A 25,354-nucleotide genomic window follows, 5' to 3' on the forward strand; every position below is an offset into this window, starting at 1 on the left:
TAAAACCTGTCCTTTCAGTCTATTTTTTCCAGTATGATTTTGTCATTGGTATATACACATATTTCTGCTGCAATCTTCATGGATTTCTCCACGATTTCCGAGGCCTTGAGTTGAGAATTTTCACTCATGGCCCGGGCAGCAGCCAGGGCATAAGCACCGCCCGACCCTATGGCAGCTATGCCGTCATCCGGCTCAATAACATCTCCGTTGCCAGTAATTATCAGCACATTGTTCTTATCCGCTACAATAAGCATGGCTTCAAGCCGGCGCAGATACTTATCCATGCGCCATTCCTTGGCCAGTTCAACGCTGGCCCTGAGCAGGTTTCCCCGATATTCCTCCAGCCTGGCCTCAAACCTTTCAAACAGGGTAAAAGCATCAGCTGTAGCTCCAGCAAAACCTGCTATAATCTGATCATTATACATTCTCCTGACTTTCCTGGCAGTATGCTTCATAACCATGGCCTGACCAAATGTTACCTGGCCGTCTCCAGCCATGGCCACAGCCTGATCCTTTTTCACTGCCAGAATAGTTGTTCCCTTTAACTCCATATAATTGCTGCTCCTTTATCGCGATTGTAATTTAGTGAATCTCTTTGTTGAATGGCCAAAGAAATTATCCATTATCAATATCCAGGGCAAGCCGGATTTTGGTGACAAGCTCTTGAACCTGATAAGGCTTGGCAACAAAATCCAAAAGTCCATGAGAACCGGGATCCCTGGACATGGGATGATCCATATATCCGCTGGCAATAATAATTCTTGCGTCAGGATCAATCTTGAGTATTTCCCGTGCGCATTGCTCTCCCCCCATGCCGGGCATACCCAGATCCATCACAATAACATCAATGTCATGAGACGAAAAAATATCAATGGCTTCTTCACCAGAACCTGCATCAAGGACCTTGAAGCCATAATGCTCAAACATGTCCACGGTTATTTCTCTTATATCCGCTTCATCGTCAACCACCATAATAGTGGGAGCGTTGCCGGAACTGACCTTAATGATTTCATAGTCCAAGTCCTGTTCCGATGGCTTTTGCTGCTTACTGGCTGGAAGAAGAATTGTAAACTTTGTTCCTGAGCCCACCTCGCTATGGCAGAAAATATACCCGTTATGCTCCTTGATGATGCCGAACACCGTAGGCAGACCAAGCCCGGTTCCCTTGCCCAGTTCCTTGGTGGTGTAAAATGGATCATACATTCTTTCTCTGATCTTTTCATCCATGCCTGCCCCGGTATCACTCACGGAAAGAGCAACATACCTGCCTGGAGCAACATCCCTGCAAGGACTGCTTAGCGCTTTCACATTATCAATATTCACCTGCTCAGTGCGTACTATGATGTCTCCAGATCCATCTATTGCATCACCGGCATTTTTGATAAGGTTCATCAGCACAAGCTCAATCTGGTGGCGGTCAATTAACACTTCGCTTATGTCGGAATCAAGATCGTGAGTCAGATTTATCATTTTGGGCAGTGCATGCCTGAGAATTTCCATTTCCTGCAGTACCAGGTCATTGAGATTGACTTGTGACAGTTGGGGCTCCATTTTTCTGCTAAAGGCCATGATTCTTTTAACAAGGCTTACGCCCCTGTCCACAAGAGCTGATATACGTTTAAGAAATCTTTGGATGCCATGGTCCTCATGTCTGGCATTCATCAACTGCACCTGACCTGAGACTGCCTGTAAAATATTATTGAAATCATGGGCAATGCCTCCGGCCAGAACTCCAAGGGCTTCCATCTTTCTGGCCTGATGGAGTTCCTGCTCCATCTTCCTGTTCTCTGCTGCCTGCAGCTCCTTCTGGGTCATATCCATAAGAAATGAAACCACCCGTCCGTCAGGCAAAGCGGAAAAGCTGAGTTCTACCTTCTTATGGCTGCCGGACCTGTCTTTAATTCCCACCATTCTGGTAACTGTCTGACCTGAAGCAGCATTTATCCAGTCTTTTCTAAGACACTCCAAATCCTCAGGATCTTCTGTTATCCTGGCTAACCATGAGCCAAGTTCATGAACATCACTTCTTTTATACCCGGTCAGCTGGAAAAACTGCTGATTTACATCCAGGATTTCTCCAGAATTGCCAACCACCATCTGAGCCAGAGGAGAACTGTCAAATAATGAGTAAATAAGCATGCGCTCTTTCTCAAGAGACTTCTCAGTCTGCTTGAGTCTGGAAATATCAGACCCTGTGTAGATCATCCAGTCCTGTCCAGACTCATTATCAGTAAAATGACGACTATACCACAATATATGCAGTTTTTTGCCTGATCTGGTCAGAATGCTCATTTCTTCGCCATTCACTGTAAAGCCTGTCTTATGATGCTCAAACAGTTTTTTTATGAACTTGCTTCTTCTCTTGGGAACTATTTCCCATAATCCTTTGCCCACAATTTCATCGCGACTGAAGCCGCTCAGGGAGCAAAGGTAGTTATTGGCCATGGCCACGCGTCCGTTTTTATCCACTACCACAATTATAATACTGATAATTTCAAACAGATTGGAGATAAACTGATTCTTGGATTTGATGGAGTTCATCATCCCTTCTATAGTTCTGCTCAGGTATGTGAACTCTGCAACGCCCTTGTAATCCGGAGACTCTTCATTTTTCAGCCTGCTGATAATCTTGGAAAGCGGTGCTGAAACATTGACTATAATTAAAAGCATGATCAGCAGCACACCGGCTCCCAATATGCTCAGCACACCCCAGTAGACAGCTTTGATATGCCCCAGCATAGACTCATAGTACTGGGTATCCTGCATGATATAAATATCCCAGTCCCAGAGTTCAAAATGAAGCCTGCCGGTAAGATAGTCTGAACCTTTTAGTGTGGACACGGAAATGGCAGGTAGATCCTGGAAAAAGTCATAAATTGTTTTATCTTCTTTGGTTGTGTTAAAAGACATGACCGCTTGTCCGGATCCTGTGAAAATGGCCCCGGATAGCTGCTGGCTCTCAAGATAGATTTCAATTTCAGACATGGTTCTGGCCTGAACAATGGTATAATTCAAATGAGAACCTGAAGTTATAAGCAGAAAATCATTAAGATTACCGTCGCAGATGTCATAGATGCTATCCATCATCCAATGCATTTTTTCGCGCATATGTCTGTCCAGAAAGTCATCTACAGTGCCCACTACCAAGCTTTGCAGCCAGAAGGAAATAACTAACAGCCCGAGCAGAAGAGGAACAATCATCCTGACGAAAATACTCTGCAGCGGACTGCTTTTATCACCGTCCATATTCCAACCTCGGCTGTGAAGTAGACAGGCTCGGAGGCCAGACTATCTCCTGCTGACCTCTTTGCCACTGAACAGTAAAAGGTACATGTCTGATCTGGGCCCCCCTGTAATTCACTCCGTAGCGGCCAAGAACAGTAAATGCCCTTTTTTGTGCCAGTACCTCGCGCAATTGCTGCAAATCAAAACTGCCGCTTGTTTCCATGGCTCTAACCATCAGCTGACCTGCCGCATATGCCGTAGCTGCGTGATAGTTGGGAGCCTGACCGTAACTCAGCTCAAAGTCTGCGTTAAAGCGGTGCACTCCAGGATATACTAAATTTGAATGATAACGCCATATGGCTGTGGAAAATGTATTTTCACTGAGCTCTCTTAGATTTTCATAATATGCGTCACTAACCGGACCCACTGTGGAATAGTATGCTGCAGGTTTATAATCTGCATCCAGGATGGCCCTGCGCATCATGACGGAAGCCTCAAAATAGCCGAACTTCATAAGTGCTTGAGCATCCTTTTCCCTTGCCCTGGCTGCCACTGCGACAAACTCGTCGTAATCAAGCTCCACTTCCTCAAAAATGGTAATATTCATACCCAGGCGCTGGGCCCATTGCAAGGCACCTTGAGCCGCACTTCTGGAAAAAATATCCGGAGAATTGATCATGGCGATATTTCTTATGTTACGCATGGACATTATCTCTAAAAAACCCTGAGCATATTGATCCGCAGGACTGTATAAGCCAAAGAGATACTTATAGCCATGTTCCCACAATGAAGGTGCAGAAGCTCCTGAAGCCAGCACAGGAATTTTATATTCCTCAAAAAGAGGGACAACTGTTTCAGTATGTGCACTGGAATATGGTCCAAAAACAAAATCAGCCTTGTCCGTGGAGAGCATTTGCTGGTAATGGTCATAAAGTTTTTCAAGACACCCCTGATTATCCAGAATGCTGACCTGCACTTGACGGCCCAGAATGCCGCCGGCGGCATTGACGTGTTTTTCCCAGAGAAGAAAGCCCTTTTTCTGCATTGCGCTCATATGGGCATGAGAACCTGTGAGGTCCAGGCTGACTCCAAACACAACATGTTCAGGCTCTGCAGCAGCCTGAGCATGAGTATTGAATAACCCGGAGATACCGAAAACAATTACAAATAAAACCTTTACTAATACAGTAGCGCAAAATCTCGAGCACATGTTTGATCCCCCCGGCATTGCTTACAAACAATATCACATTCTGCAGCCAATATATCCGCTCAATGTTGTGCATAAAGCATTAAACACTTTTTGACACAAAATCATACTTGACCTTGCTTGGATGAAAATTCTATACAAACATAATTTTGTTTTAAAATCCAGTAGCAATTTATCCCAAAAGGAGGTTTTCCTTGGCTGTTCACGTGGTTGATCACCCTTTAGTCCGGCACAAACTCGGCTTGATTCGCCAAAACGATGTTGGCACTAACAACTTTCGTGCCTTATGCCTTGAATTGACTCGTTTTTTATTCTATGAAGCCACTAAAGATCTTGAACTGGAGTCCAAAACAGTACAGGGCTGGGCCGGTCCGGTTCCAGTCCAATCCGTCAAAGGCAAAAAAATAACTCTGGTGCCCATCTTGAGGGCTGGACTGGGTATGCTTGACGGTGCCTTAGATCTCATACCCGGAGCCAAGGTAAGCGTGGTAGGCTTTTACCGCAACGAAGAAACTCTTGAACCGGTTAAATATTATGTGAAACTGGCTTCAGACATTGCCAACCGGACAGCCATCATACTTGACCCCATGCTGGCTACCGGAGGAACCCTGCTGGCCACTATAGATCTGCTCAAGTCTTCGGGATGCCGTACCATCAAGGGAGTATTTCTAGTGGCTGCTCCTGAGGGCCTGGCAAAGGTAACCGACAAGCACCCTGACATTGATATTTACCTTGCTGCAATAGACGAGAAACTCAATGCTCAGGGCTACATTCTTCCTGGACTTGGGGACGCTGGGGATAGAATCTTTGGTACAAAATAGGCGCTTTTTTCAAGGCGCCTGTTTTTTTGTAAAACTTTAGCTTTTTACATGTGCCAGGAAACCGGCCTTTGAAAATTGCATAAAGCTCCACTGTGCTTTTTTCAAATACCGGGCGAACTGCTATTTTTTTAAAAGGAGATAAAATACAAGATGGACAATTCCACCACCATGCCATACCAACTGCGCATCAAAGACAGCCTGATGGGTGCGCAGATTCTGTTCGTGGCCTTTGGAGCTCTGGTTCTCGTCCCCCTGCTCACCGGACTTGATCCCAGTGTAGCCCTTTTTACAGCCGGTCTTGGCACCCTGATCTTTCAATTCATAACCGGCAGACAAATTCCCATTTTTCTGGCCTCTTCCTTTGCTTTTATCGCTCCTATTATTTATGGAGTACAAACCTGGGGCATTCCTGCCACCATGTGCGGTCTCATGGCTGCGGGCCTTTTGTATGTACTGCTGAGTATAATCATTTCCCTGCGCGGACCTGGGGTTATTCTTCGCGTTCTGCCTCCCATTGTAACTGGTCCGGTGATAATGGTCATAGGCCTGGTCCTTGCACCTGTGGCGGTCAACATGGCCCTTGGTAAAACAGGAGACGGTTCTGTTCAGTTAGTTCCGGAAACAACAGCACTGATCATATCCATGCTTTCTCTTGGAGTAACCATAGCTGTTTCAATATTTGCAAAGGGAATTATCAGGCTGATTCCCATACTTGCCGGGATCATGGTTGGATACGCAGTCTGTATTCCTCTTGGGCTGGTAGACTTTTCACCTGTCAGGGAAGCGTCCTGGATTGCTGTCCCCAATTTCACCTTTCCTGAATGGAACTGGCACGCCATCCTGTTCATAGTGCCTGTGGCCATTGCACCAGCCATTGAACATTTTGGAGACATTATGGCCATCAGCTCTGTAACTGGCAAAAACTATATTGAAAAGCCCGGCATCAATAAAACACTTCTTGGGGATGGTGTTGCTACTTCAGTAGCCTCCATGCTGGGCGGACCTCCAAATACCACTTACTCTGAAGTTACAGGGGCTGTAGCCCTGCTTAAAATATTCAATGTGGGAGTAATGACATGGGCTGCTATCTTCGCCATTTTACTGGCCTTTGTGGCCAAATTGGGCGCACTTCTTTCCACTATTCCGGTTCCGGTCATGGGTGGAATCATGATCCTGCTTTTCGGGGCCATCATGGTTGTGGGAATTGGCAGTCTGGTTCGGGCCGGGGTTGACATGATGCAGCCCAGAAACATGGCCATAGCCGCTGTTATTGTTGTTTTTGGAATTGGCGGAATGTCATTTTCTGCCGGAGAATTCTCATTGCAGGGTATTGGACTGGCCGGAATAGTCGGGGTTGTTCTGAATCTGGTCCTGCCGAGAAAACAGGCAATAGCTGATTAGATACTGAAGGTTGATAGGCTGTAACTAAAAAAACTCAAGACATTTTTTAAATCAGAAATACCAATGTGCAATGCCGTGAGCCTTCAGCCTTCAGCCTTCAGCCTTCAGTCTTCAGCCTTCAGTCTTTATGCTTCAGCCTTTATTCTTGAACGTTCAATCTGCGGCTTCCTCATCAGCCAGATCATTTAAATCTGCATGGACCTGTTTTGGCCAGGCGCGGATAACAGCCTGAACCAGGGTTGCAAGAGGTATGGCAAAAAAGATGCCCCAGAATCCCCACAGACCTCCAAACACAAGGATTGCAGCAATTACACCTACAGGATGAATATCCACTACCTCAGCCAGAAGAAGAGGGGCCAGAACATTGCCATCCAGCATCTGAATAATGGCATAAACAATAAGAACCCAGACAAATTCTGAACCCAGCCCCCATTGAAAATACGCCACCAGGGCAACTGGTACCGTAGCCACTGCAGCCCCCACATAGGGTATGAGCACTGAAAAGCCCACTATGGCTCCAAGAAGAACAGCATACTGTAGTTTTAAAATGGTAAATATCAGGTAAGTACAGATCCAGACAATAATAATTTCCCAGGTTTTGCCTCTTATATAGTTGGCAATCTGCATGTTGACGTCTTCCCACACCTGTACAGCAAGGGAGCGGTCTCTCGGCAGAAATGAAGAAAACCATTCCAGAATTTTTTCTTTATCTTTGAGAAAGAAAAATACCAGCAAAGGCACAATAACTAAGTAAACCAGCAATGTGATCAGCCCCATCACTGAAGCAACCGATATAGACAATATGTTTTGAGCCAGTTTACCAACTTCGCCTCTGATGACTGAAAAAATTTCAAATACCTGTTCTTCCGAAATAAACTTGGGATAATGTTCTGGAAGCTGAAGTAAGAGGTTCTGAGCTTCTGCTATCATCGAGGGCAACTGCTGCACCAGCTGGGTGATTTGCTTGGTCAGCATGGGAACCAGCCAGAAAAAGGTAAAAAACAGGATCATTACAAAAAACAAAAAAGTAATGATGACTGCAAGTAATTGCGGAGCTCCCCTTTTTGTGAACTGCTTGACAACGCCATCCAGCAGGTAGGCAATTATCAGTCCCGCAAAAAAAGGAACGAGCATCTTGCCCAAAAAATAAATCACTGCAAATCCTGAAAGCAGCAGGACAAGCAGTATAACTACTTGCGGGTTGTTAAACTGGTTTTCAAACCAATTTTTGACTAATTGCATAAATCCCCCAATACCGTATCAGCTTTGCTCTTTTGAGAAAACATAAGGCAGACATTCCGGCACTGAACTTTTACAAAATATCACAATTCGTAACAGTTTAGCCATTTGCATGTGGCACGGCTTCCTGCCCGGAGGCATACAGCCCGGAGGGGGACTGGCTCTCCCAGCCCTTGTTTTATTAAGTCTGTGTTTTACATCAACAAAAAACAAGGGCTGGGGTGCCTGTCCCCTGCTTACCTTAGAAAAGGGCTAAACTATTACCACAATTCTATCAGGAGTTACCATGTTTGAAGAAAATATCATGCTCGCTTTTTCCCTGACCCTCTTGGCCGGATTATCCACGGGCATAGGCAGTTTCATTGCTTTTTTCACTAAACATACCAACAAGGCTTTTTTATCCATAGCCCTGGGTTTTTCCGCCGGAGTCATGATTTATATTTCATTCGTAGAACTCATGCCCGAAGCTTTAGAAATGCTTGAACCTGAGCACGGTCACAACCTGGCGGCCTGGATCATGACCGCCGGCTTTTTTGCCGGAGTATTCTTCATTGCCGTGATAGACCGTATGGTGCCGGAACATGAGAATCCCCATGAAGCAAGAAGAGTAGAAGATTTAAATGAAGGTATAGACAGAGGCAAAATGCACAGGATGGGAATTTTTGCTGCCCTGGCCATTGCCATACACAACTTTCCCGAAGGCATGGCAACCTTTTTTGCCACCCTTGCTGATCCTACTTTGGGAATAGCTATAGCCATCGCCATTGCACTGCACAACATCCCGGAAGGAATTGCCGTGGCTGTGCCCATTTATTACTCCACTAAAAGCAGAGCCAAGGCATTCTGGCTGTCACTTTCCACCGGTCTGGCCGAACCCCTTGGCGCATTGATCGGCTTCATGATTTTGCGGCCCTTCATATCTCCCACATCCATGGGCTTTATTTTTGCCTTTATCGCGGGAATAATGGTTTTCATTTCTTTAGATGAACTCTTCCCCGCAGCCAAGGAGTACGGCAAAGGGCATCTGGCCATCTATGCCCTTATTGCGGGCATGCTGATTATGGCCATTACTCTGCTTTTGCTGATGTGACAATAAGCAGGACTTGGGATGGTGGTGTTAAATATCGCTGTTTTCCCTTATTTTAACTTCTTCATAAGGAGCAAGAACCTTTCTGTACCATTCCAGCTTGGCATGTTCCATGGCTGAAGAACACATGCTGATATTCTCATAGCTTTCGCCCATGCGCTCTAAAATAAGCTTTGACAACTTATAAATGCAGTAATTGAGCTCACCCTGGTTCTGCACCTGGGATGCAAGCTGGCTGATGGCAGAGTCAAATACTTCTCTTCTTGTCTGACTGATATATGGCAATACTTTTACTCCTTCCTGTCTGACTTATTATCCCTGATACCCAGCAAAACCCGGTAAGGTCCCGGAGTACCGGGTGGGATCAGTGCTACACGATCATTGTCCTGCAGAGGAATATTCAGAGGCTGCACCCGACCATTGATAAAAGCAGCCTCTACAAGACTTTTGTCAATACCCAGCCTGGTCAAAAGATGATCTACAGTTTCATTTTCTTCAATTGCCATACACTCATCCAGGGCCTTGACGCCCAGCTTATCCAGCTCTGCCTGAAGAAATGAAAATGCTCTGAAACATATGCTTGCCATAAATAACACTCCATGAATCGCAACATTTTCGGCCGCTTCTCGCAGGTTCTGTCCCGGTCCACCCGCGGATAAGAAGCTCACATAAACTTTTCCATGCCGCAGCGCCTGCATTTCAGGCATCCTGTATCAGGACAGGGTTTAGTTTGCATAACTCTGAAATATTTTTCCCATTCCTGCATTAGATAAGACTTGCTGACTCCAACATCCAAGCCATCCCAGACAAAACTCTGATCTAAGGACAAGTCCTGGTCAATGTATTCTTCCATCCTGCCCGGCCATTCCCGCAATGCTTTCTTCCAGCTGCCTGTTTCAGCAGCAAGAATGATCAACTCGTATAACTTTTCATCTCCCTTTGACAACAACCCCTGAACCCTTGCAGCAAAGGGCTTTTCCGCCTGAAATCTGAGCCCCTTGTATCCTGTACACATTTTTTTAAATATCTTGACCTTTTCATTGAAAAAATTTTCCTTATCCATGCGTGACCATTGCAGAGGAGTCCAGGGTTTGGGTACAAACATGGACACGCTGATATTAATCAGATCCAGGCCCTTATGTCTATTGCCCATTCCTTCTTTTCTAGCCTGATTCAGTCTTTTGAGAAAAACCGACAGATCATTAAAATCATCAATTTCTTCTCCTGGCAATCCCAGAATGAAATATAATTTCAGAGTATTGTATCTCTGAGTGCTTAAATTTTTTACAACCTGAAAAAATATATCCTCATCAAAATTTTTATTAATTGCTGTTCTGATTCTCTGACTGATCCCCTCCACAGCAAGAGTTATGCTTCTGGCCCCTGCTCTGCGCAAAAACTGAAGAAAATCTTCATCCAACCCACTGGCCCGCATGGATGACAGGGAAAACTTTATACCTTTAGAGTAAAGCCAGTGCAAAAAATGCTTTAAGTCCGCCCAGTCTGTAAGAGCGGTACCAACTAAACCTACCTTTCCAGGAGATTGCTCACGCACCAGTTTTTTTAAATCTTCCAGTCTGGACTGCCTGTGAGGGCGATAAATAAATCCAGCTGCGCAAAACCTGCACCCATAGGGACACCCTCGATTAACTTCCAGCAGCAGGCTGTCCTTGAAGACTGATGCACCTGAAACAAATGTTGAAAAAGCAGGTTTTTCAAGGGTTCCTGTCAGGCCCGGCATAATCAGCCTTTTAACAGGAAGTCCAGTTTCAGAAGTAAGTATTCCCGGGAGAGTTTTGACCTGCTCCAATGCAGCCTTTGAGCCAAGATTATCTAACCAGCAATCCCTGATTACTCTGGCGGACAAGCTGAACCCTGCCTCGGATTCCCCAACAAAAATAAAGTCAAACCCGGGCAATAAAGGATATGGATTGAGAAATGCAACAGGCCCACCTGCCATGATAACAGGCCAGTCACTTCTCTGGTCTGCGTAAAGGGGAATACCCTCAGCATTTAAAATCTTAATTATATTGGGAAAATCACCTTCAAAATTAAGACTGAAGCATATTAACGGGAACTGCACCAGAGCTCTGCCTGTATCAGGACTGCAGGCACGGGTCATGTCCTGGCTGAGAAAAAACCTCTGCACATAAAACCCGTCATCAGCTGACAGTTGCTGATAAACCATCTGCCACCCCAGAGTGGACAGTGCAACGCGCTCCCGTTCTGGAAACACCAGTGCCACTGGCAAACGTCCGCCCCACTCTCCTGCCTCTTTTAAAACACTGCCGGACATATCGTTAGTCCGGGTGTGCATTAAAAGCTGAGCACTTTTCGAAACTGTTCACGAAAAAAGTGACCCTTTGGAATCAGCTGCATGATAATACTGTTTTAAATGAAACATTGCCGGTTAAATAGCTCTAAGCGCAAGCGAGGAACATTCAGCCTGTGATCTTATGCCAGCAGGCCTTTCCTGATGATGAGCCTGCAAGCCGTTAACTCAATTTACGCTTGTTTCAATTACCAGCTTGCATGTTTGCATTTTCAAGTCAGCTAATCAGCCTGCCTCCTGATAAATGAAGGTATCTCAAACTCATCCTCATCAAATATAAACTCCTCATTTTTTTTGGTAGACCCTGTCTTTCCATCAGCATTGGCAAGACTATCAATATTCTTCTTGGTTCTCAAGTATGTAGGGATATTCAGATTTTCTCTGCTGTCGGGATTTACCTGCATGGACCGCGGTCTTTTGACCAGTCTGGTATTGGTTTTCTGGGTATCCAGTTTGGTAACATTGGGATTTTTATCTTCAACCTTGTCAAAGGCTCCTTCAATGCCTGTGGCAATAACGGTAATCCTGATTTCGTCCTCAATCTCCTGATCAAAGACTGTTCCAAAGTAGATCTGGGCATCCTCATGCGCTGCCTCATGAATTATCTCAGCAGCTTCACTGACCTCGTCAATGGCCAGATCAGTACCACATGTAACATTCATAAGAACTCCCCTGGCTCCATCAATGGATACATCCTCTAATAAAGGACTGGTTATGGCTTTCATGGCTGCTTCCCTGGCCCGTCCTTCACCCTTGGCAATGCCTGTACCCATCATGGCCAGCCCCATCTGAGACATTACCGCCTTGACGTCTGCAAAATCTAAGTTAATGAGTCCAGGGACCATAATCAGATCGGAAATGCCCTTAACGCCATAATAAAGTACTTCGTCGGCCTTTTTCAGCATTTCAAGAAAAGATGCCTTTTTCGAGGCCAGCGATAGAAGTCGGTCATTAGGAATGGTAATAATACTGTCCACCACTTCCTTGAGAGCTTCAATACCTTTATCGCCCTGACTGCGCCGCCTTTTGCCCTCAAAATAAAAGGGCTTGGTCACAACAGCAACCGTAAGAGCCTCCATCTCCCGGGCAACCCTGGCAATGACCGGTGCTGCTCCTGTACCTGTGCCACCGCCCATTCCAGCAGTAACGAACACCATGTCGCACCCTTCTAAGGTCTCTTTGAGCTGATCAATACTCTCCTGAGCAGCTTCCTTGCCAACTTCCGGATCAGCTCCGGCTCCCAGTCCCTTGGTCAGCTTCTCGCCCAGCTGAATCTTGTGCTCTGCTCTAGAATGCTTCAAGGCCTGAACATCAGTGTTGGCTACTATAAAGGTCACACCTTTCATTGCCGAACAAATCATATTGTTGACAGCATTTCCACCGCCACCTCCAACACCTACTACTTTTATCCTGGCATTGCCTTCCATTTCTATTTCCTGAAATTCCATGGCTTCCTCCTTACCCCTGTATATTCTTTGTTCAATTTCTATATTTTTATCGGCATGAACCTGGCAACAAAACTTAATAAACTCAGCATTTGGCCAAATTTGGACTGGTGCCCGCACAAATGCGTGAACCTTGCTGCAGGGTTTACCGCCGGTAGCTTTTCACATCCTGTTGTATTTTCAAGTGTGCCCCCTGAAATAAACTGATTAGATCCATCATACCTGTTTATCGCTTTTATGGAAAGCAGGGGACAGGCACTCCGGGACCCACTTGAGCATCAATTTGTGCTCAAAATGACTCATTTTTTGGGCAAGTGGGTCCCGGAAGAGCCAGTCCCCATGCCACAACATCCAAAGCGCTAAACATATTCGATCCATCAATGAACATGGTTTGAGCATGGGGCATCATTTGATGTCCACAAACCACTTGCGCATCTTGGTCAAAATGCGGTTAAACATATTTTTATCTCTTATGCGGAAACTTTTTTCAGTGCTCTCTTTTTCAGCACCATAAATCAACACGCCTACTGCAGTAGCAAACATGGGATTATTGACTACATCCTTAAGTCCCCCTACTTTTCTGGGATAACCAATTCTGGTAGGCAACCCGAAAATTTGTTCTGCCAATTCCTGTGAGCCTTCAATAAGAGAAGCACCACCGGTAAGGACTACGCCTGCGCCAATGGAATTTTTAAAACCTGAACGAAGCAGCTCCTGATCCACGAGCACCAGCAGCTCTTCCATGCGAGGCTCACATATTTCAGCCAGAACATGTCGGGACAGCTTCCGAGAAGGTCGTCCTCCAACGCTGGGTACCTCGATAACTTCATCTTCTTCGATCATGTCTGCCAGAGCACAACCATATCTGGTCTTGATTTTTTCTGCTGCCACCATGGGTGTTCGCAGACCAAAAGCAATATCATTGGTCAGATTGGCTCCTCCTATGGCAATAACGCCAGTATGTTTAATGGAATCATTGCTGAATATGGCAACATCAGTGGTGCCGCCGCCAATATCCACCAGGGCTACTCCTATCTCTCTTTCTTCCTCGGTAAGCACAGCCTTGGATGAAGCAAGAGATTCAAGAACTATATCTGACACATCAAGACCGGAGCGGTGGCAGGATCTAACAATATTTTGAGCACTGCTAACAGCTCCGGTCACTATATGCACCTTGACCTCTAACCTGACTCCGGCCATTCCAAGAGGATCAGCAATACCTCTCTGATCATCCACAATATATTCCTGCGGCAAAATATGTATTACTTCCCGATCCAGAGGAATGGCTACAGCCTTGGCCGCGTCAATGACCCTTTCTACATCACGGCTGCCCACTTCGCCACCTTTGACAGCAATAACCCCATGACTGTTAAAGCCCTTTATATGGCTGCCGGCAATGCCTGCATACACTGCCCTGATTTCACAGCCTGCCATGAGTTCCGCCTCTTCTAAGGCCTTTTTTATTGACTGGACAGTCTGTTCAATATTCACCACCACTCCTTTGCGCAGACCAGTGGACGGACTTGTTCCAATCCCCACAATATCCACGCCTTCGGGTGTCATTTCGCCCACAACAGCGGATATTTTTGTGGTGCCCAGATCTAGCCCTACGATTAGATCAGCTTTGGCCATAACTCCTTCCTTATTTTTAACAGTTTTGCCCTTTGCAAGTGGTCCGGGCATTTTTTCCGACTCAATCCCTGTAGGCCACCCATGCATGACTGCCTGCAATAATGATCCTCTGCACTGAATCGGTTTCCCCTCTGGTTCGCAAATCAGCCCAAAGTCGGTTCAACTTAACTGGACCGGAGCGTAAATTTTTTCTGTCCATAATTATTTTCATTCTTTGAGATTCCACCCGCATTTCAACGGTGCCTGAGTTCCGGATGTTAATCCAGGAAATATCCTGCAATGAAAATGGAAATGCCCGGTTCTCCAGCATCATGACCAGTGATTCAAGATCTTCTTCTCTTTTGTCTCGTTCAATATATAGAACCGGCAAAGAGACAAACCTGCCCGGGCTGAGACTGGTAATGATTCGCCCCCGGGCATCTGCATAACACATTTTTTCACCGTCCTGAATCCAGAAATAGGCCTGCCTCTCACTGATATTGATAACCAGCTTATCAGGAAAAACCCGCTGCAATGATACGCTTTCAACCCATGGATTGACCCGGAGCCTTGATTGCAGTTCCGACATACGCAGCTGCAGAACATTATCACCGGGGTTTACCTCCATGAGCTCTGTAAGCTTGGCATAGGTCAGCTGCTTATTCCCGTTGACTTCAATATGCTTAAGAGCAAAAAAATCACTGTGCATGGCCAGGTTATAACCATACAGAATCCCAATGCTGACGGTTATCAGAAAAATTATGCTCAGAGCCAGCAGAAACGAGGCACCCATAAGTCGCAAAAGGCCCATAAAAAGACCTTTAATCAGGCCCTTTTTTCGAGGCTTTCTGTACTTATTGGAGCGAACAGAACGATGACCAGTTCTGACGCTTGCGCTGTATGCCATCAGATAACCCTGATTTCCAGTTCCAGGTTTACTTCAAACTTTTTTCTGACCTTTTCTGTTGCCTCATTTATCAGATCAAGAGCCTCTGAGCTTTCAGCTCCACCCATATTAATTAGAAAGTTGGCATGTCTGCCGGAAAAACAAGCATTTTTTCTTGCTCTTCCCCGCATTCCGGCCTTATCGAGAAGCTGACCCGCAGCCATGTTGTGACTTGGATTTTTAAATACACAGCCTGCTGTCTGCTCTAAAACCGGCTGGGTCAATTTTTTCTTCAGATAATTTTCCTTGATTCTGTCTCTGACATCACGCGGCTTAGCTTGAGTCAACTGAAAACTGGCCCTTATTATTATGTATTGACTGTAATCATAATTAATTTTGAATTTTCTGTAACTGTATGTAAAATCTTCTTTATCTAACTCTGCAACACCATGCTCAAGACTCCAGACTGTCAGCCCTGTAATGTGCGCCAGGGTTTCAGATCCATAAGAACCGGCATTCATGGCCACAGCCCCCCCCACAGTGCCCGGGATCCCGGCCAGACCTTCCAGGCCGCTCAGCCCCCGGACAGCACACCATCTTAGAAATCCCGGCAAACTCTGAGCTGCATCAACTGATACCAGAACGTCGTTGTGAAATTGTTTAATAATTCTGGTTTCACTTCTGCCTGCCCAGCTCAACAAAACCAGATCTCGCTCACCATCCTGAAACAATATATTACTGCCGCGCCCCACAACTAATATGTCCTGTCCAAGTTCAGAACATATAGTTTGCAGCTTTTCCAGATCTCTAATATTTTCCAGATATACTGCAGAAGCAGCCCGTCCTCCCATACGCAAGGTGGACATGCTTCTCAGATCGGGCCGGTCAATAATTTTCATGCTGCGCCTTTGAGAAAAGCTTCCCCTGTCTTCCAGACATTGCCTGCACCCATTGTAATAAACAGATCACCGGGTTTGAGAATGTTACTCAGTTCCCCCTGAACTTCCTCCAATGTTGCAAAATAGTTGACCCCGGTTTTGCTTATCTGTCTGATACCCTGAGCCAGGCTCTGACCGTTGACACCTGGAATGGGTGATTCTGATGCAGGATAAATTTCTGTCAGCAACAATTCATCAACACCTGCCAGCACTTTGCAGAAATCCCCAAAAAGAGCCTGGGTTCTGGTAAAACGATGAGGCTGAAAAAGGACTACCAGCCTCCTGTCCGGATAACATTGCCTTGCGGTTTCAATGGTCGCCTTGATTTCCGTGGGATGATGTCCATAGTCGTCTACCACCATGACCTGATTTTTTATTCCCTTGATTTCAAACCTGCGACCAACTCCACCAAAGGATGACAAACCTGTCAGAATATCCTCGGAACCAAGACCGCAATGCATTGAAATGCCAATGGCCGCCAGGCTGTTGAGAACATTGTGCCTTCCCGGGTGACTCAATCTGACTTTTGCCCAGTATTCATTCTTAATCATTACATTGAATTCCGAGTCCTGACCCCTGGACAAAATTTCAGCCCTGATATCGTTGCCTTCATTCAGTCCATAAGTCACAACTGGACGATTGACCTGCTGAAGTAATGACTTTACCCCGGCATCATCACCGCATACTACATTGACACCGTAAAATGGAACGCTGTTCATAAAATTGACAAAGCATTCCTTAATTTCTTCATAATCTTTGTAGTAATCAAGATGGTCTGCATCAACATTTGTAACTATGTTCATAATGGGTTTGAGGCAAAGAAATGAACCGTCTGACTCGTCTGCCTCGGCAATGAGATATTCTCCGGTTCCTGGCAGGGCATTGCTGCCGTATGAATTGAGCAGTCCTCCGATAATCACAGTGGGATCTAATCCTGCTTCTTTAAATATTGTACCGAGAAAAGAAGTTGTGGTGGTCTTGCCATGCGTTCCGGCAACAGCTATTCCAGTCTTGAGACGCATAAGCTCAGCCAGCATTTCCGCGCGCGGTATTACCGGTATGTTATGCTCTCTCGCGGCTTTTACTTCTGGATTATCATCTTTTACTGCTGTGGATTTGACCAGTACCTGAGCATCTCCAAGATTTTCTGACCTATGACCGTAATAAACTTCAGCCCCAAGCAATTTCAGCCTGCTCACAGCACTTCCATTTGACAGGTCAGAACCAGTAACCTCATAACCCAGATTGAGCAGGACTTCAGCTATGCCGCTCATTCCGGACCCGCCAATGCCTACCATATGTATTTTATTTATATTGCCCTTCATGCTCTGTCTGTTTTGCCCTGTTTTTCTGATACCAAATATTCTATCTGTTTCACGATTTCCTCTGCAGCCTCGGCCTTGCCCTCACGCATGGCTGCTTTACCCATGTTTCTAAGTTTATCAGGTGCAGCCAGCAAGTCTCCGATTACTCTGGCAGGATGTATTTCACTTAAGTAACTCTGGGCCAGAACCAGTGCTGCTCCCAGGCCTTCCAAGTGTCTGGCGTTAATCATCTGATGATCATGCGTGGCATAGGGGAACGGAACAAGTACTGAAGGCCTGCCCATGGCGCACAACTCAGAAATGGTAGATGCTCCTGCCCTGCAGAGCACCAGTGTAGCAAAGCTGTAGGCATCAACCATATTGTCAATAAATGGTTCCACCCTGGCTTCGGGAAATTCCCGGTCATAAACCTTTTGGACCCTGGCAAAATCATTTTGTCCGGTCTGATGCCATATCTCCACTCCCAGTGCTTTAAATTCACTCAAACTGCTGACAACGGCATCATTGACTGCCCGGGCTCCCTGACTGCCGCCAAGAACCAGAAGACGCCTTTTATGTCTATCCAGTTCCGGACTGTTTCTCGATGCTTCAACAAATTCTCTGCGCACAGGATTTCCGGTCTGAACAGTTTTTTCCGGAGGGAAATATCCGTTTATATCAGGAAAGCTGAGCATCACTTTGTCAACTCTTTTACTTAATATTCTGTTGGTCACGCCTGGAATGCTGTTCTGCTCGTGAATGGCTGTAGGATATTTCAGCCATCTTGCTGCCAGTACCGGCATGAATCCGGCATAACCTCCAAAGCCAATTACTATTTGAGGTTTGAAAGAACGGATAAATTTCATGGACTGAGCCAGACTTCTAACCATCCAGACCATTGCCCCAAGAGATCTGATTCCGCGACCCAGAACTCCTCTCGCTGGAAAAGCTTTAAATTTGATACCTGCTTTTTGTGTTATTTCCCGTTCAGGACCATACTCACCACCTGCGAAAACAATTTCGCAACCTGGATACATTTCTGAAATTTTTTGAGCCGTGGCAATGGCAGGAAATATATGGCCTCCAGTGCCCCCGGTGGTCAGCAGGACCTTCTTGAGCATCATTTCTCCCTTGAGAGATTAAGTAAAAACCCTGCGCAAAACATGGCAACCAGCAGACTGCTCCCTCCATAACTGACAAAAGGCATGGGCAGTCCCTTGGGTGGAAGCATGCCCAGAACCACTGCAAGATTGAGCAGACTTCCAAGCATAAGTATCGCACCCATGCCAAATCCTGCAAAACGATCTTCAAGTCGGCTTTGTCTTATGGAAATGACAAGCGTTCTCCAGATTACTATTCCCAGAAGCACAAAAAAGAGCGAGATGCCGATAAAACCCAGCTCCTCGCCTATCACCGCCATAATAAAGTCATTGTGCGCTTCGGGCAGAAAAAAAAGTTTCTGCCTTCCTTCTCCGAGACCCAGCCCCCATATTCCGCCTGATCCAAATGCATATAGAGACTGCACTAATTGATATCCTGAATCCTGAGCATCCTGAAAGGGGTCAAGAAAAGAAAACCATCTTCTAAACCTGTATGGAGACTGCACTATGAGAATAGCGGCTGTAATTGCCGCCAGAACAGAAGAGGAAAAGAGATAAATTAACTTGGTTCCACCCACCAGACTCATCAGAAAAAACAAAGCTGCAATATAAACGGCACCGCCAAAGTCCGGCTGGGCCAGCAGCAATAGACAAAACATTCCGGTAATCAGGGTGGGAGGCACAAAACCTACACTGAAACTTTTGACCTTATCCTGCTTGCCTGCGAAAAAACTTGCCAGATAAAGGACTAAGGCCACCTTGGCAGCCTCTAACGGCTGAATATTTATTGCCCCCAGGCTGAGCCATCTCGTTGCACCTCCTGCACTGACACCAAGGGGAGAGTAAAGGGTAAGCAGAAAAGCGACGAGTGTTCCGAAAATCCAGAAATATTTCAGCCTGTAAAAAACGTTTATGGGAGTCAGGTAAACCAGCAGCATGACAATGGTTCCTGCTGAGGCATAAATTACCTGTTTTCTGAAAAAAAAGTATTTGTCAGCATAAAACCTCTCGGCCATGATGGCACTGGTGCTTAGTATCATGGTTAATCCCAGCCCGCACAAGATCATTACCGCAAATAACAGCCACAAATCCGGGGTGCTGGTATGATTTCCTCTATGCTGTTCAGTCATCACTTATCCGTATTTCTGGTGGAAATATTCAGTTTTTCAAGCACTAATGACTTAAAAGTATCCCCTCTATCTTTATAGTCAGAAAATTGATCAAAACTGGCTGTACCCGGAGACAACAACATGGTCTCTCCCTGTTGCATCTCTGAAAGGGCCTTGTCTAAAGCCTGATCCATAGTGGGAAAGTACTCTACATCAGTATGATCTCTCCAGGCTTCTTGAAATATTTCTCGACCGCTCCCGTAAAGATAGACCTTGGCCACTCTGGCTGTTACCAGCGGAACAAGTTGAGAAAAATCTCCTCCTTTGTAAACTCCACCTGCCAGGAGCCTTATGGGTTTATCAAAGGCATTTAAAGCTGCAGAAACAGCAGTTGTGGTCGTAGCTTTTGAATCATTGACAAACACTTTGCCCTGATATTTTAAAAATACCTCCTGCCGGTGTGCTGGAGGATTAAAATCATAAATGGCATCCTGAAATGTTCCAGGCTCTATTCCAAAATATCTGCATGCCTGAAATGCTGCTTCCATATTGGCCTGATTGTGTTCTCCGGCAAGAGCGGGACATGAAAATCTCTTACCAGGTACAAAATAAATCCTTTTACCCTTTAACAGGCCTGCAGCTTCCATCCTGTCCTGTAAAGCCAAATCAATTACCGCCAGATCATTTTCTGCCTGCTTTGCAAAAAGCCGGGTTTTAGCATTGAAATAGTCGGCAGAGCTTTTATGGTGGTCCAGATGGTTATCTGAAAAATTAAGAAAAACACCCACCCTGGGGTGAAAACCACTACAAGCTTCAAGCTGAAAACTGCTGACTTCGAGAACAAGGATATCACATTGATTGCTGTCTAAAACATATTCACTTAAGGGAGTTCCCAGGTTGCCCCCGGCAAACACCTTGAAGCCGGATTTTTTTAAGGCATGAGCTGTAAGCAGAGTTGTTGTGGTCTTGCCATTGGTGCCTGTAACAGCAATAATCGGCTCATGGATAAACCATGAAGCAAATTCCAGTTCAGAATAAAGAGGAGTATTCTCAGGAAGCAAATTTCCAACACTTTGAACAGGAATGCCAGGACTGATAATTACCATTTGCTGACCAGTAAAATGCTCTTTTTCATGGTCGCCGCATATAAACTCCACATCTGACAATCCCATCTCTTGGAGCCTGGTAGTATTATAGCCCTTGTCTTTTTCCAGCACCCGGACATGTGCTCCGAGAGCTTTGGCCAGCAATGCTGCAGACAAGCCTGAACGACCTGCTCCCACCACTGCTATATTGTGGCCCCGAAGTTGTCCCGAATGAATAAGCTGTTTCATAATCCTGATCCTGCTCCCTGCCCCTCGACCCCCTGACCTCTGCCCCCTGACTTCTGATCTCTGACCTCTGATCTCTGACTTACCGAAGCTTAAGAGTACTCAATGCCGCCAATGCGAACAATATTGATAAAATCCAGAATCTGATGATAATCTTTGACTCAGGCACCCCTTTTAACTCAAAATGATGATGCAGTGGAGCCATGCGAAAAATTCTTTTGCCTCCGCTCATTTTAAAGTATCCTACCTGCAAAATAACTGAAAGTGTTTCTATAACAAACAGTCCACCGACAATTATCAGCAAAAGCTCTTGCTTGCACAACACAGCAATAAATCCCAGGGTGCCCCCCAGACTTACACTGCCTGTATCACCCATAAAAATCTGTGCAGGATAGGCATTGAACCACAAAAAACCCAGTCCAGCCCCCACCATGGCCCCGCAAAATACAGTCACTTCTCCAATGTTGGGGATATAAGGCACCTGGAGGTAACCGGCCAGCTGGGAGTGCCCGGATACATATACAAAAACCGACAGACAGGCTGCGCTGACAATGAAAGGTCCAATGGCCAGGCCATCTAAGCCGTCAGTCAGATTAACACCGTTGGATGCTCCCACCATGACAAGAGCAGCAAAAGGCACATAAAATAGAAAAAGGTCCGGACGCAGACCTTTAAAAAACGGTACCAGAAGTTCAGTACTGTATCCTGGTAATGTAAGCAGAATCGATACCGCGCCCAGGGCTATGATGCATTGCCCGAAAAACTTTCCTCTGGCGCTTAAACCCTTATTTTGTTTTTTAATCACCTTCAGATAGTCATCATAAAAACCCACCAGAAAAAAACCAAGAAACACAAAAATGGAAAGCCAGACAAACAGATTGGTCAAATCACCCCATAACAGAACGCTTACCAGCATGCTGAAGGCAATGAGTACCCCCCCCATGGTCGGGGTTCCCTGCTTGACCTGATGTTCAGGACCATCATCCTGTACATATTGTCCACATTTAATCTTCTGAAGCCAGCCGATAAATCTCGGTCCCAGCCACAGGCTGATGAGCAAAGCCGTGAGCAAAGCATATATGCTTCTGAAGGTTATGTACCTGAATACATTAAAAACGCTTATGTCTTCACTTAATGGAAATAGCAGATGATAAAGCATCCTGTCTCCCCGACAATATCAGTATAGTTTTCTGAAACGCGTAATGCTTCCTTCAGCCTTCTTCCCTTCAGCCTTCCGCCTTCAGCCTTCTTCCTTTCAACCTTCAGTCTTCAGTCTTCAGTCTTCTTCCCTTCAGCCTTCAGCCTTCAGCCTTCTTCCTTTCAACCTTCAGTCTTCAGTCTTCTTCCCTTCAGCCTTCAGCCTTCTTCCTTTCAACCTTCAGTCTTCAGTCTTCTTCCCTTCAGCCTTCAGCCTTCCAAACTCTGCCTGAATAAAAATACATAAAAGACAAGCCCTAAGGTGACTCAGTATTTGTACTTTTGGACGCATCTGCCAGCCAGTCTTTAAACACTGTCAAAAACTGCTCCATTGAAGCACTTCTGGACCCCTTGAAAAGTATTACCCCACCCTGGGGAGCAAGACTGTTCAAAGCAGACCTGAAGCTGGCTTGACTCTTCAGGGCAAAAAACCTTTCTGCATGCTCTTTAGCCAGCCCTTGAAGCACGTGGTTTTTGTTTCTGCCGTAAAAGAAAATCCCAGAACTGCAGGTTTTAGATATTTCCCTGCCCAAATCCACATGAGCAGAGGCTTCTAAGTCTCCCAGTTCAGCCATATCGCCCAGAACAAGAAAAAGATTTCTGTCCCCGGCCATAGATCGTGTTGAGTGAATGGCCCTGCTCATGGACAAGGGGTTGGCATTGTAGGTATCATCAATAATTGTCCAGTCAGCCAGATTTTTTATGGTAAACCGCTGCTCGGGCGGCTGAAAATTTTGCACTCCCTGAATGATTTCTTGAGAGTTCAACCCGGCCAGAGTTGCAACAGCCCAGCATGCAGCAATATTTTCACAATATTGTGACCATTGATCCGAGCCCTGAAAAATAACCTTTCCATCAGGACCGTTTACCTCAAACATGCCTCTTCCAAGATAACTGACCATATAATCTGCATTTATATTATAACTTGAAATCCAGGCGGGCTTAAGTTCTAACCTGGATGCAACTTCTTTTACAAGAAAAGGATAATCTGATGAGGCAATAACATTTTGCGGACCTTGCAAGTAATCCAAAAGCTTTGCTTTACAATTGGCTACATTTTCCACACTTTTCAAACCCTCAAGATGGCATGGGCCAACATTAAGCAACACTGCAGTATCAGGTGAAGCAATCCTTGCCAGCTCATCCATGTCAGTATCATTATTGATTCCCAGTTCCAGCACCCAATAATCTTCGTCAGCACCCAGATTAAGTATGGATAGAGGCAGGCCTATCTGATTGTTCCAGTTTTTAAAATTTCTGCCGGTGTTATATTTTTGAGCAAGAGTTTGCCATATCATTTCCCTGGTTGTGGTCTTACCGGCTGAGCCTGTGATGGCAATAACATGCCTTGCATTTTTATGCCTCCAATATGCGCCAAGCCTGCCCAGAGCCTCAACAGTATCACTGACCAGCAAGACTGGAATTGACATTTCAGGCATGGGTTTATGGGAAACCAGCGCAATGGCCCCATTATCCCTGGCCTGGCCTGCAAAATTATGACCGTCAAAACGCTCTCCGTTTATACATATGAATAGATCACCTTGTCTGACCAGCCTGCTGTCGGTCTGAACAGCTGTTACAACATTATTCTCTAATCCATTTAAATCTCCAACGCTTTTAAGCGCATGTGCAGTTTCCTGAAGAGTCATTTTCATCATGATCCACCCGAAGTTTCGTATGCCGCAGCCAGCCTTATTTCTTCAGCATCATTAAAATGATTCCTGACGCCGCGTATTTCCTGATATTGTTCATGTCCTTTTCCTGCCACCAGCAATGCATCCCCAGGTTTCATGAAATATACCGCCTGTTGGATGGCAGACCGTCTTTCCTCTTCAATGAAATACTCATCTCCATTTACAAAGCCTGAGCAGGCATCATGTATGATGGAAAGTGGATCTTCAAATCTGGGATTGTCAGAGGTCAGGAAAACAACATCAGCATACTTTGCCGCAGCCCTGGTCATTAAAGGCCTCTTTGCCTTGTCACGATCCCCCCCGCATCCAAAAAGAACCAGAAGCCTGCTGTAGTCAAGATCTTTGATGGTCTTGCAGACATTTTCCAGAGCGTCAGGGGTATGTGCATAATCCACATAGATATCCAACCCGCGATCATTTATAATTTTTTCTAATCGACCCGGCACCTGCCCTGCATTTTCAAGGCATTCAAACTGCTTGGGGTTGAGCCCCAGGGCCAGTCCCGCTCCTTGAGCAGCCAGGAGATTGGAGCCGTTATGCCTGCCTGATAATGGCGAGGAGACAACCCATTCCTGATCCTGATAAGAACACTGCAAAGTTATTCCAGTCCGGTCGTTTTTCAAAAGTTTACCACATAAACGGGTCTGAACTGAATGATTAAGTCCAAAACTAAGTGCCCCTGACACCTGACAAAGAAGTCTCTGGCCATACGAGTCATCTGAATTAATAACCGATTGAAATGTTTTCTTTTTCCCGCTGCTTAGAAATAGCTTGATCTTGGCTTGAAAGTAATCCTCCATATTCTTGTGGTAGTCTAAGTGATCCTGAGTCAAGTTCAAAAAAACACCTGCATCAAAAGTAATGCCTGCCACCCTGTCCTGATCCAGAGCATGGGATGAAACCTCCATTATCACCATCTCCACTCCATCCTGATCCATCTTAGACAGAATATCATGCACCTGAAGACAGTCCGGGGTAGTCATGGAAGAATCAATCAGATTATTACCCCAGCGATAATTTACTGTCCCCAGTACTCCTGTTTTGAATCCATTACTTTTAAAAATATGCTCTAACAGATAAGTTACTGTAGTTTTACCATTGGTGCCGGTTATTCCGATTATGCCAAGCTCCATTCGCCCTGTCCGATAGTAGGCCTGGGCCAATTGCCCCAGAGCAAAAACAGGATTTTCGTGGATTAGAATTTTATCATGCTGTTGTCTTAAGTCTTCCTGCCGGGCCACTGCCATGAATGCTCCACGCTCCAGAGCCTCCTGAATAAACTGCCCCCCATGCACTCTGGTACCTGACAGGGCAACAAATATATCCCCCTGTTGAACAGCGCCTGAATGGGATTTAACCGGCCTTCCTAATTCGGCTTCTTTCAGTAAATTTTCGTAATCCATTTCTCACCTGCCTTGCCGCCGATT

Annotated in this window: 21 protein-coding genes; 3 read left to right on the forward strand and 18 right to left on the reverse strand. The window is 45.7% G+C overall.

The annotated features are described in order from the left end of the window. Positions 1-14: 14 nt before the first annotated feature. From hslV to LZ23_RS14350, 3 genes are all read right to left on the reverse strand, one after another. Positions 15-551 carry an ATP-dependent protease subunit HslV gene (gene hslV / locus LZ23_RS14340; protein WP_045215131.1) on the reverse strand — a complete coding sequence of 179 codons (537 nt, stop codon included), beginning with the start codon at positions 549-551 and terminating at the stop codon, positions 15-17. Between the two features lie 64 nt (positions 552-615). Continuing rightward, complete coding sequence (locus LZ23_RS14345; protein ID WP_045215133.1) at positions 616-3,246, reverse strand: hybrid sensor histidine kinase/response regulator; 2,631 nt, start codon at positions 3,244-3,246, stop codon at positions 616-618. Then, positions 3,236-4,435 carry an amino acid ABC transporter substrate-binding protein gene (locus tag LZ23_RS14350; RefSeq protein WP_045215134.1) on the reverse strand — a complete coding sequence of 400 codons (1,200 nt, stop codon included), beginning with the start codon at positions 4,433-4,435 and terminating at the stop codon, positions 3,236-3,238. The genes LZ23_RS14345 and LZ23_RS14350 overlap by 11 nt, the downstream gene beginning before the upstream one ends. Before the next feature lie 191 nt (positions 4,436-4,626). On the opposite strand from LZ23_RS14350, the gene upp reads away from it, so the two are divergent. Then, the gene (upp, locus tag LZ23_RS14355; RefSeq protein ID WP_045215136.1) at positions 4,627-5,253 is read left to right on the forward strand and encodes a uracil phosphoribosyltransferase; all 627 of its coding nucleotides are present in this window, start codon (positions 4,627-4,629) and stop codon (positions 5,251-5,253) included. Between the two features lie 150 nt (positions 5,254-5,403). Then, complete coding sequence (locus LZ23_RS14360; protein ID WP_045215137.1) at positions 5,404-6,654, forward strand: uracil-xanthine permease family protein; 1,251 nt, start codon at positions 5,404-5,406, stop codon at positions 6,652-6,654. A 153-nt stretch (positions 6,655-6,807) separates the two neighbouring features. On the opposite strand, the gene LZ23_RS14365 is transcribed toward LZ23_RS14360, so the two are convergent. After that, positions 6,808-7,896 (reverse strand): AI-2E family transporter, encoded by a 1,089-nt coding sequence (locus LZ23_RS14365; RefSeq protein WP_045215139.1) that lies wholly within the window; start codon positions 7,894-7,896, stop codon positions 6,808-6,810. Positions 7,897-8,179: 283 nt separating this feature from the next. Between LZ23_RS14365 and zupT the strand changes: the two genes are divergently transcribed. Beyond that, positions 8,180-8,983 (forward strand): zinc transporter ZupT, encoded by an 804-nt coding sequence (zupT, locus tag LZ23_RS14370; protein WP_045215140.1) that lies wholly within the window; start codon positions 8,180-8,182, stop codon positions 8,981-8,983. Positions 8,984-9,010: 27 nt separating this feature from the next. Here zupT and LZ23_RS14375 read toward each other — a convergent pair whose 3' ends face one another. The 14 genes from LZ23_RS14375 to LZ23_RS14445 all read right to left on the reverse strand — a co-directional run bounded on the left by LZ23_RS14375 (position 9,011) and on the right by LZ23_RS14445 (position 25,330). Then, positions 9,011-9,265 carry a DUF6899 family protein gene (locus LZ23_RS14375; RefSeq protein WP_045215142.1) on the reverse strand — a complete coding sequence of 85 codons (255 nt, stop codon included), beginning with the start codon at positions 9,263-9,265 and terminating at the stop codon, positions 9,011-9,013. 5 nt (positions 9,266-9,270) lie between these two features. Further along, complete coding sequence (locus LZ23_RS14380; RefSeq protein ID WP_045215549.1) at positions 9,271-9,567, reverse strand: MoaD/ThiS family protein; 297 nt, start codon at positions 9,565-9,567, stop codon at positions 9,271-9,273. A 77-nt stretch (positions 9,568-9,644) separates the two neighbouring features. Then, complete coding sequence (locus LZ23_RS14385) at positions 9,645-11,276, reverse strand: radical SAM protein (RefSeq protein ID WP_052507405.1); 1,632 nt, start codon at positions 11,274-11,276, stop codon at positions 9,645-9,647. 257 nt (positions 11,277-11,533) lie between these two features. Then, positions 11,534-12,760 carry a cell division protein FtsZ gene (ftsZ, locus tag LZ23_RS14390; protein WP_045215145.1) on the reverse strand — a complete coding sequence of 409 codons (1,227 nt, stop codon included), beginning with the start codon at positions 12,758-12,760 and terminating at the stop codon, positions 11,534-11,536. Between the two features lie 402 nt (positions 12,761-13,162). Further along, complete coding sequence (ftsA, locus tag LZ23_RS14395) at positions 13,163-14,389, reverse strand: cell division protein FtsA (RefSeq protein ID WP_045215551.1); 1,227 nt, start codon at positions 14,387-14,389, stop codon at positions 13,163-13,165. A gap of 61 nt (positions 14,390-14,450) precedes the next feature. Continuing rightward, on the reverse strand, positions 14,451-15,275 hold the full coding sequence (locus LZ23_RS14400; protein ID WP_045215147.1) for a cell division protein FtsQ/DivIB: 825 nt from the start codon (positions 15,273-15,275) through the stop codon (positions 14,451-14,453). Then, a complete protein-coding gene (gene murB / locus LZ23_RS14405; protein ID WP_045215149.1) occupies positions 15,275-16,153 on the reverse strand; it encodes a UDP-N-acetylmuramate dehydrogenase in 879 nt (292 codons plus the stop codon). Before murB ends, LZ23_RS14400 begins: the two co-directional genes overlap by 1 nt. Next, entirely contained in the window at positions 16,150-17,517 is a 1,368-nt protein-coding gene (gene murC / locus LZ23_RS14410) for a UDP-N-acetylmuramate--L-alanine ligase (protein ID WP_045215150.1), read from the reverse strand. Before murC ends, murB begins: the two co-directional genes overlap by 4 nt. Next, complete coding sequence (murG, locus tag LZ23_RS14415; RefSeq protein WP_045215152.1) at positions 17,514-18,617, reverse strand: undecaprenyldiphospho-muramoylpentapeptide beta-N-acetylglucosaminyltransferase; 1,104 nt, start codon at positions 18,615-18,617, stop codon at positions 17,514-17,516. The genes murC and murG overlap by 4 nt, the downstream gene beginning before the upstream one ends. Beyond that, on the reverse strand, positions 18,617-19,726 hold the full coding sequence (gene ftsW / locus LZ23_RS14420) for a putative lipid II flippase FtsW (RefSeq protein ID WP_045215154.1): 1,110 nt from the start codon (positions 19,724-19,726) through the stop codon (positions 18,617-18,619). Before ftsW ends, murG begins: the two co-directional genes overlap by 1 nt. Further along, positions 19,726-21,039, reverse strand: coding sequence for a UDP-N-acetylmuramoyl-L-alanine--D-glutamate ligase (gene murD, locus LZ23_RS14425; protein WP_045215155.1), 1,314 nt, complete (start codon positions 21,037-21,039; stop codon positions 19,726-19,728). Before murD ends, ftsW begins: the two co-directional genes overlap by 1 nt. A 79-nt stretch (positions 21,040-21,118) precedes the next feature. Further along, the gene (gene mraY / locus LZ23_RS14430; protein ID WP_045215156.1) at positions 21,119-22,195 is read right to left on the reverse strand and encodes a phospho-N-acetylmuramoyl-pentapeptide-transferase; all 1,077 of its coding nucleotides are present in this window, start codon (positions 22,193-22,195) and stop codon (positions 21,119-21,121) included. A 295-nt stretch (positions 22,196-22,490) separates the two neighbouring features. Beyond that, positions 22,491-23,891: a UDP-N-acetylmuramoyl-tripeptide--D-alanyl-D-alanine ligase gene (locus LZ23_RS14440; protein ID WP_084591074.1), complete on the reverse strand. Its 1,401-nt coding sequence runs from the start codon at positions 23,889-23,891 to the stop codon at positions 22,491-22,493. Continuing rightward, positions 23,888-25,330 carry a UDP-N-acetylmuramoyl-L-alanyl-D-glutamate--2,6-diaminopimelate ligase gene (locus LZ23_RS14445; protein WP_045215159.1) on the reverse strand — a complete coding sequence of 481 codons (1,443 nt, stop codon included), beginning with the start codon at positions 25,328-25,330 and terminating at the stop codon, positions 23,888-23,890. The genes LZ23_RS14440 and LZ23_RS14445 overlap by 4 nt, the downstream gene beginning before the upstream one ends. Positions 25,331-25,354: the final 24 nt, after the last annotated feature.

This window comes from Desulfonatronovibrio magnus (genome assembly GCF_000934755.1).
Taxonomy (GTDB): domain Bacteria; phylum Desulfobacterota; class Desulfovibrionia; order Desulfovibrionales; family Desulfonatronovibrionaceae; genus Desulfonatronovibrio; species Desulfonatronovibrio magnus.

Coding starts and splice junctions, on each gene's coding strand:
- LZ23_RS14365 (WP_045215139.1), bottom strand. CDS start 7,896: ATGCAATTAGTCAAAAATTGGTTTGAAAACCAGTTTAACAACCCGCAA.
- ftsW (WP_045215154.1), bottom strand. CDS start 19,726: ATGACTGAACAGCATAGAGGAAATCATACCAGCACCCCGGATTTGTGG.
- LZ23_RS14360 (WP_045215137.1), top strand. CDS start 5,404: ATGGACAATTCCACCACCATGCCATACCAACTGCGCATCAAAGACAGC.
- murC (WP_045215150.1), bottom strand. CDS start 17,517: ATGAAGGGCAATATAAATAAAATACATATGGTAGGCATTGGCGGGTCC.
- LZ23_RS14350 (WP_045215134.1), bottom strand. CDS start 4,435: ATGTGCTCGAGATTTTGCGCTACTGTATTAGTAAAGGTTTTATTTGTA.
- ftsA (WP_045215551.1), bottom strand. CDS start 14,389: ATGGCCAAAGCTGATCTAATCGTAGGGCTAGATCTGGGCACCACAAAA.
- zupT (WP_045215140.1), top strand. CDS start 8,180: ATGTTTGAAGAAAATATCATGCTCGCTTTTTCCCTGACCCTCTTGGCC.
- LZ23_RS14400 (WP_045215147.1), bottom strand. CDS start 15,275: ATGGCATACAGCGCAAGCGTCAGAACTGGTCATCGTTCTGTTCGCTCC.
- LZ23_RS14445 (WP_045215159.1), bottom strand. CDS start 25,330: ATGGATTACGAAAATTTACTGAAAGAAGCCGAATTAGGAAGGCCGGTT.
- hslV (WP_045215131.1), bottom strand. CDS start 551: ATGGAGTTAAAGGGAACAACTATTCTGGCAGTGAAAAAGGATCAGGCT.
- ftsZ (WP_045215145.1), bottom strand. CDS start 12,760: ATGGAATTTCAGGAAATAGAAATGGAAGGCAATGCCAGGATAAAAGTA.
- murB (WP_045215149.1), bottom strand. CDS start 16,153: ATGAAAATTATTGACCGGCCCGATCTGAGAAGCATGTCCACCTTGCGT.
- LZ23_RS14440 (WP_084591074.1), bottom strand. CDS start 23,891: ATGATGAAAATGACTCTTCAGGAAACTGCACATGCGCTTAAAAGCGTT.
- LZ23_RS14345 (WP_045215133.1), bottom strand. CDS start 3,246: ATGGACGGTGATAAAAGCAGTCCGCTGCAGAGTATTTTCGTCAGGATG.
- murG (WP_045215152.1), bottom strand. CDS start 18,617: ATGCTCAAGAAGGTCCTGCTGACCACCGGGGGCACTGGAGGCCATATA.
- mraY (WP_045215156.1), bottom strand. CDS start 22,195: ATGCTTTATCATCTGCTATTTCCATTAAGTGAAGACATAAGCGTTTTT.
- murD (WP_045215155.1), bottom strand. CDS start 21,039: ATGAAACAGCTTATTCATTCGGGACAACTTCGGGGCCACAATATAGCA.
- LZ23_RS14380 (WP_045215549.1), bottom strand. CDS start 9,567: ATGGCAAGCATATGTTTCAGAGCATTTTCATTTCTTCAGGCAGAGCTG.
- LZ23_RS14385 (WP_052507405.1), bottom strand. CDS start 11,276: ATGTCCGGCAGTGTTTTAAAAGAGGCAGGAGAGTGGGGCGGACGTTTG.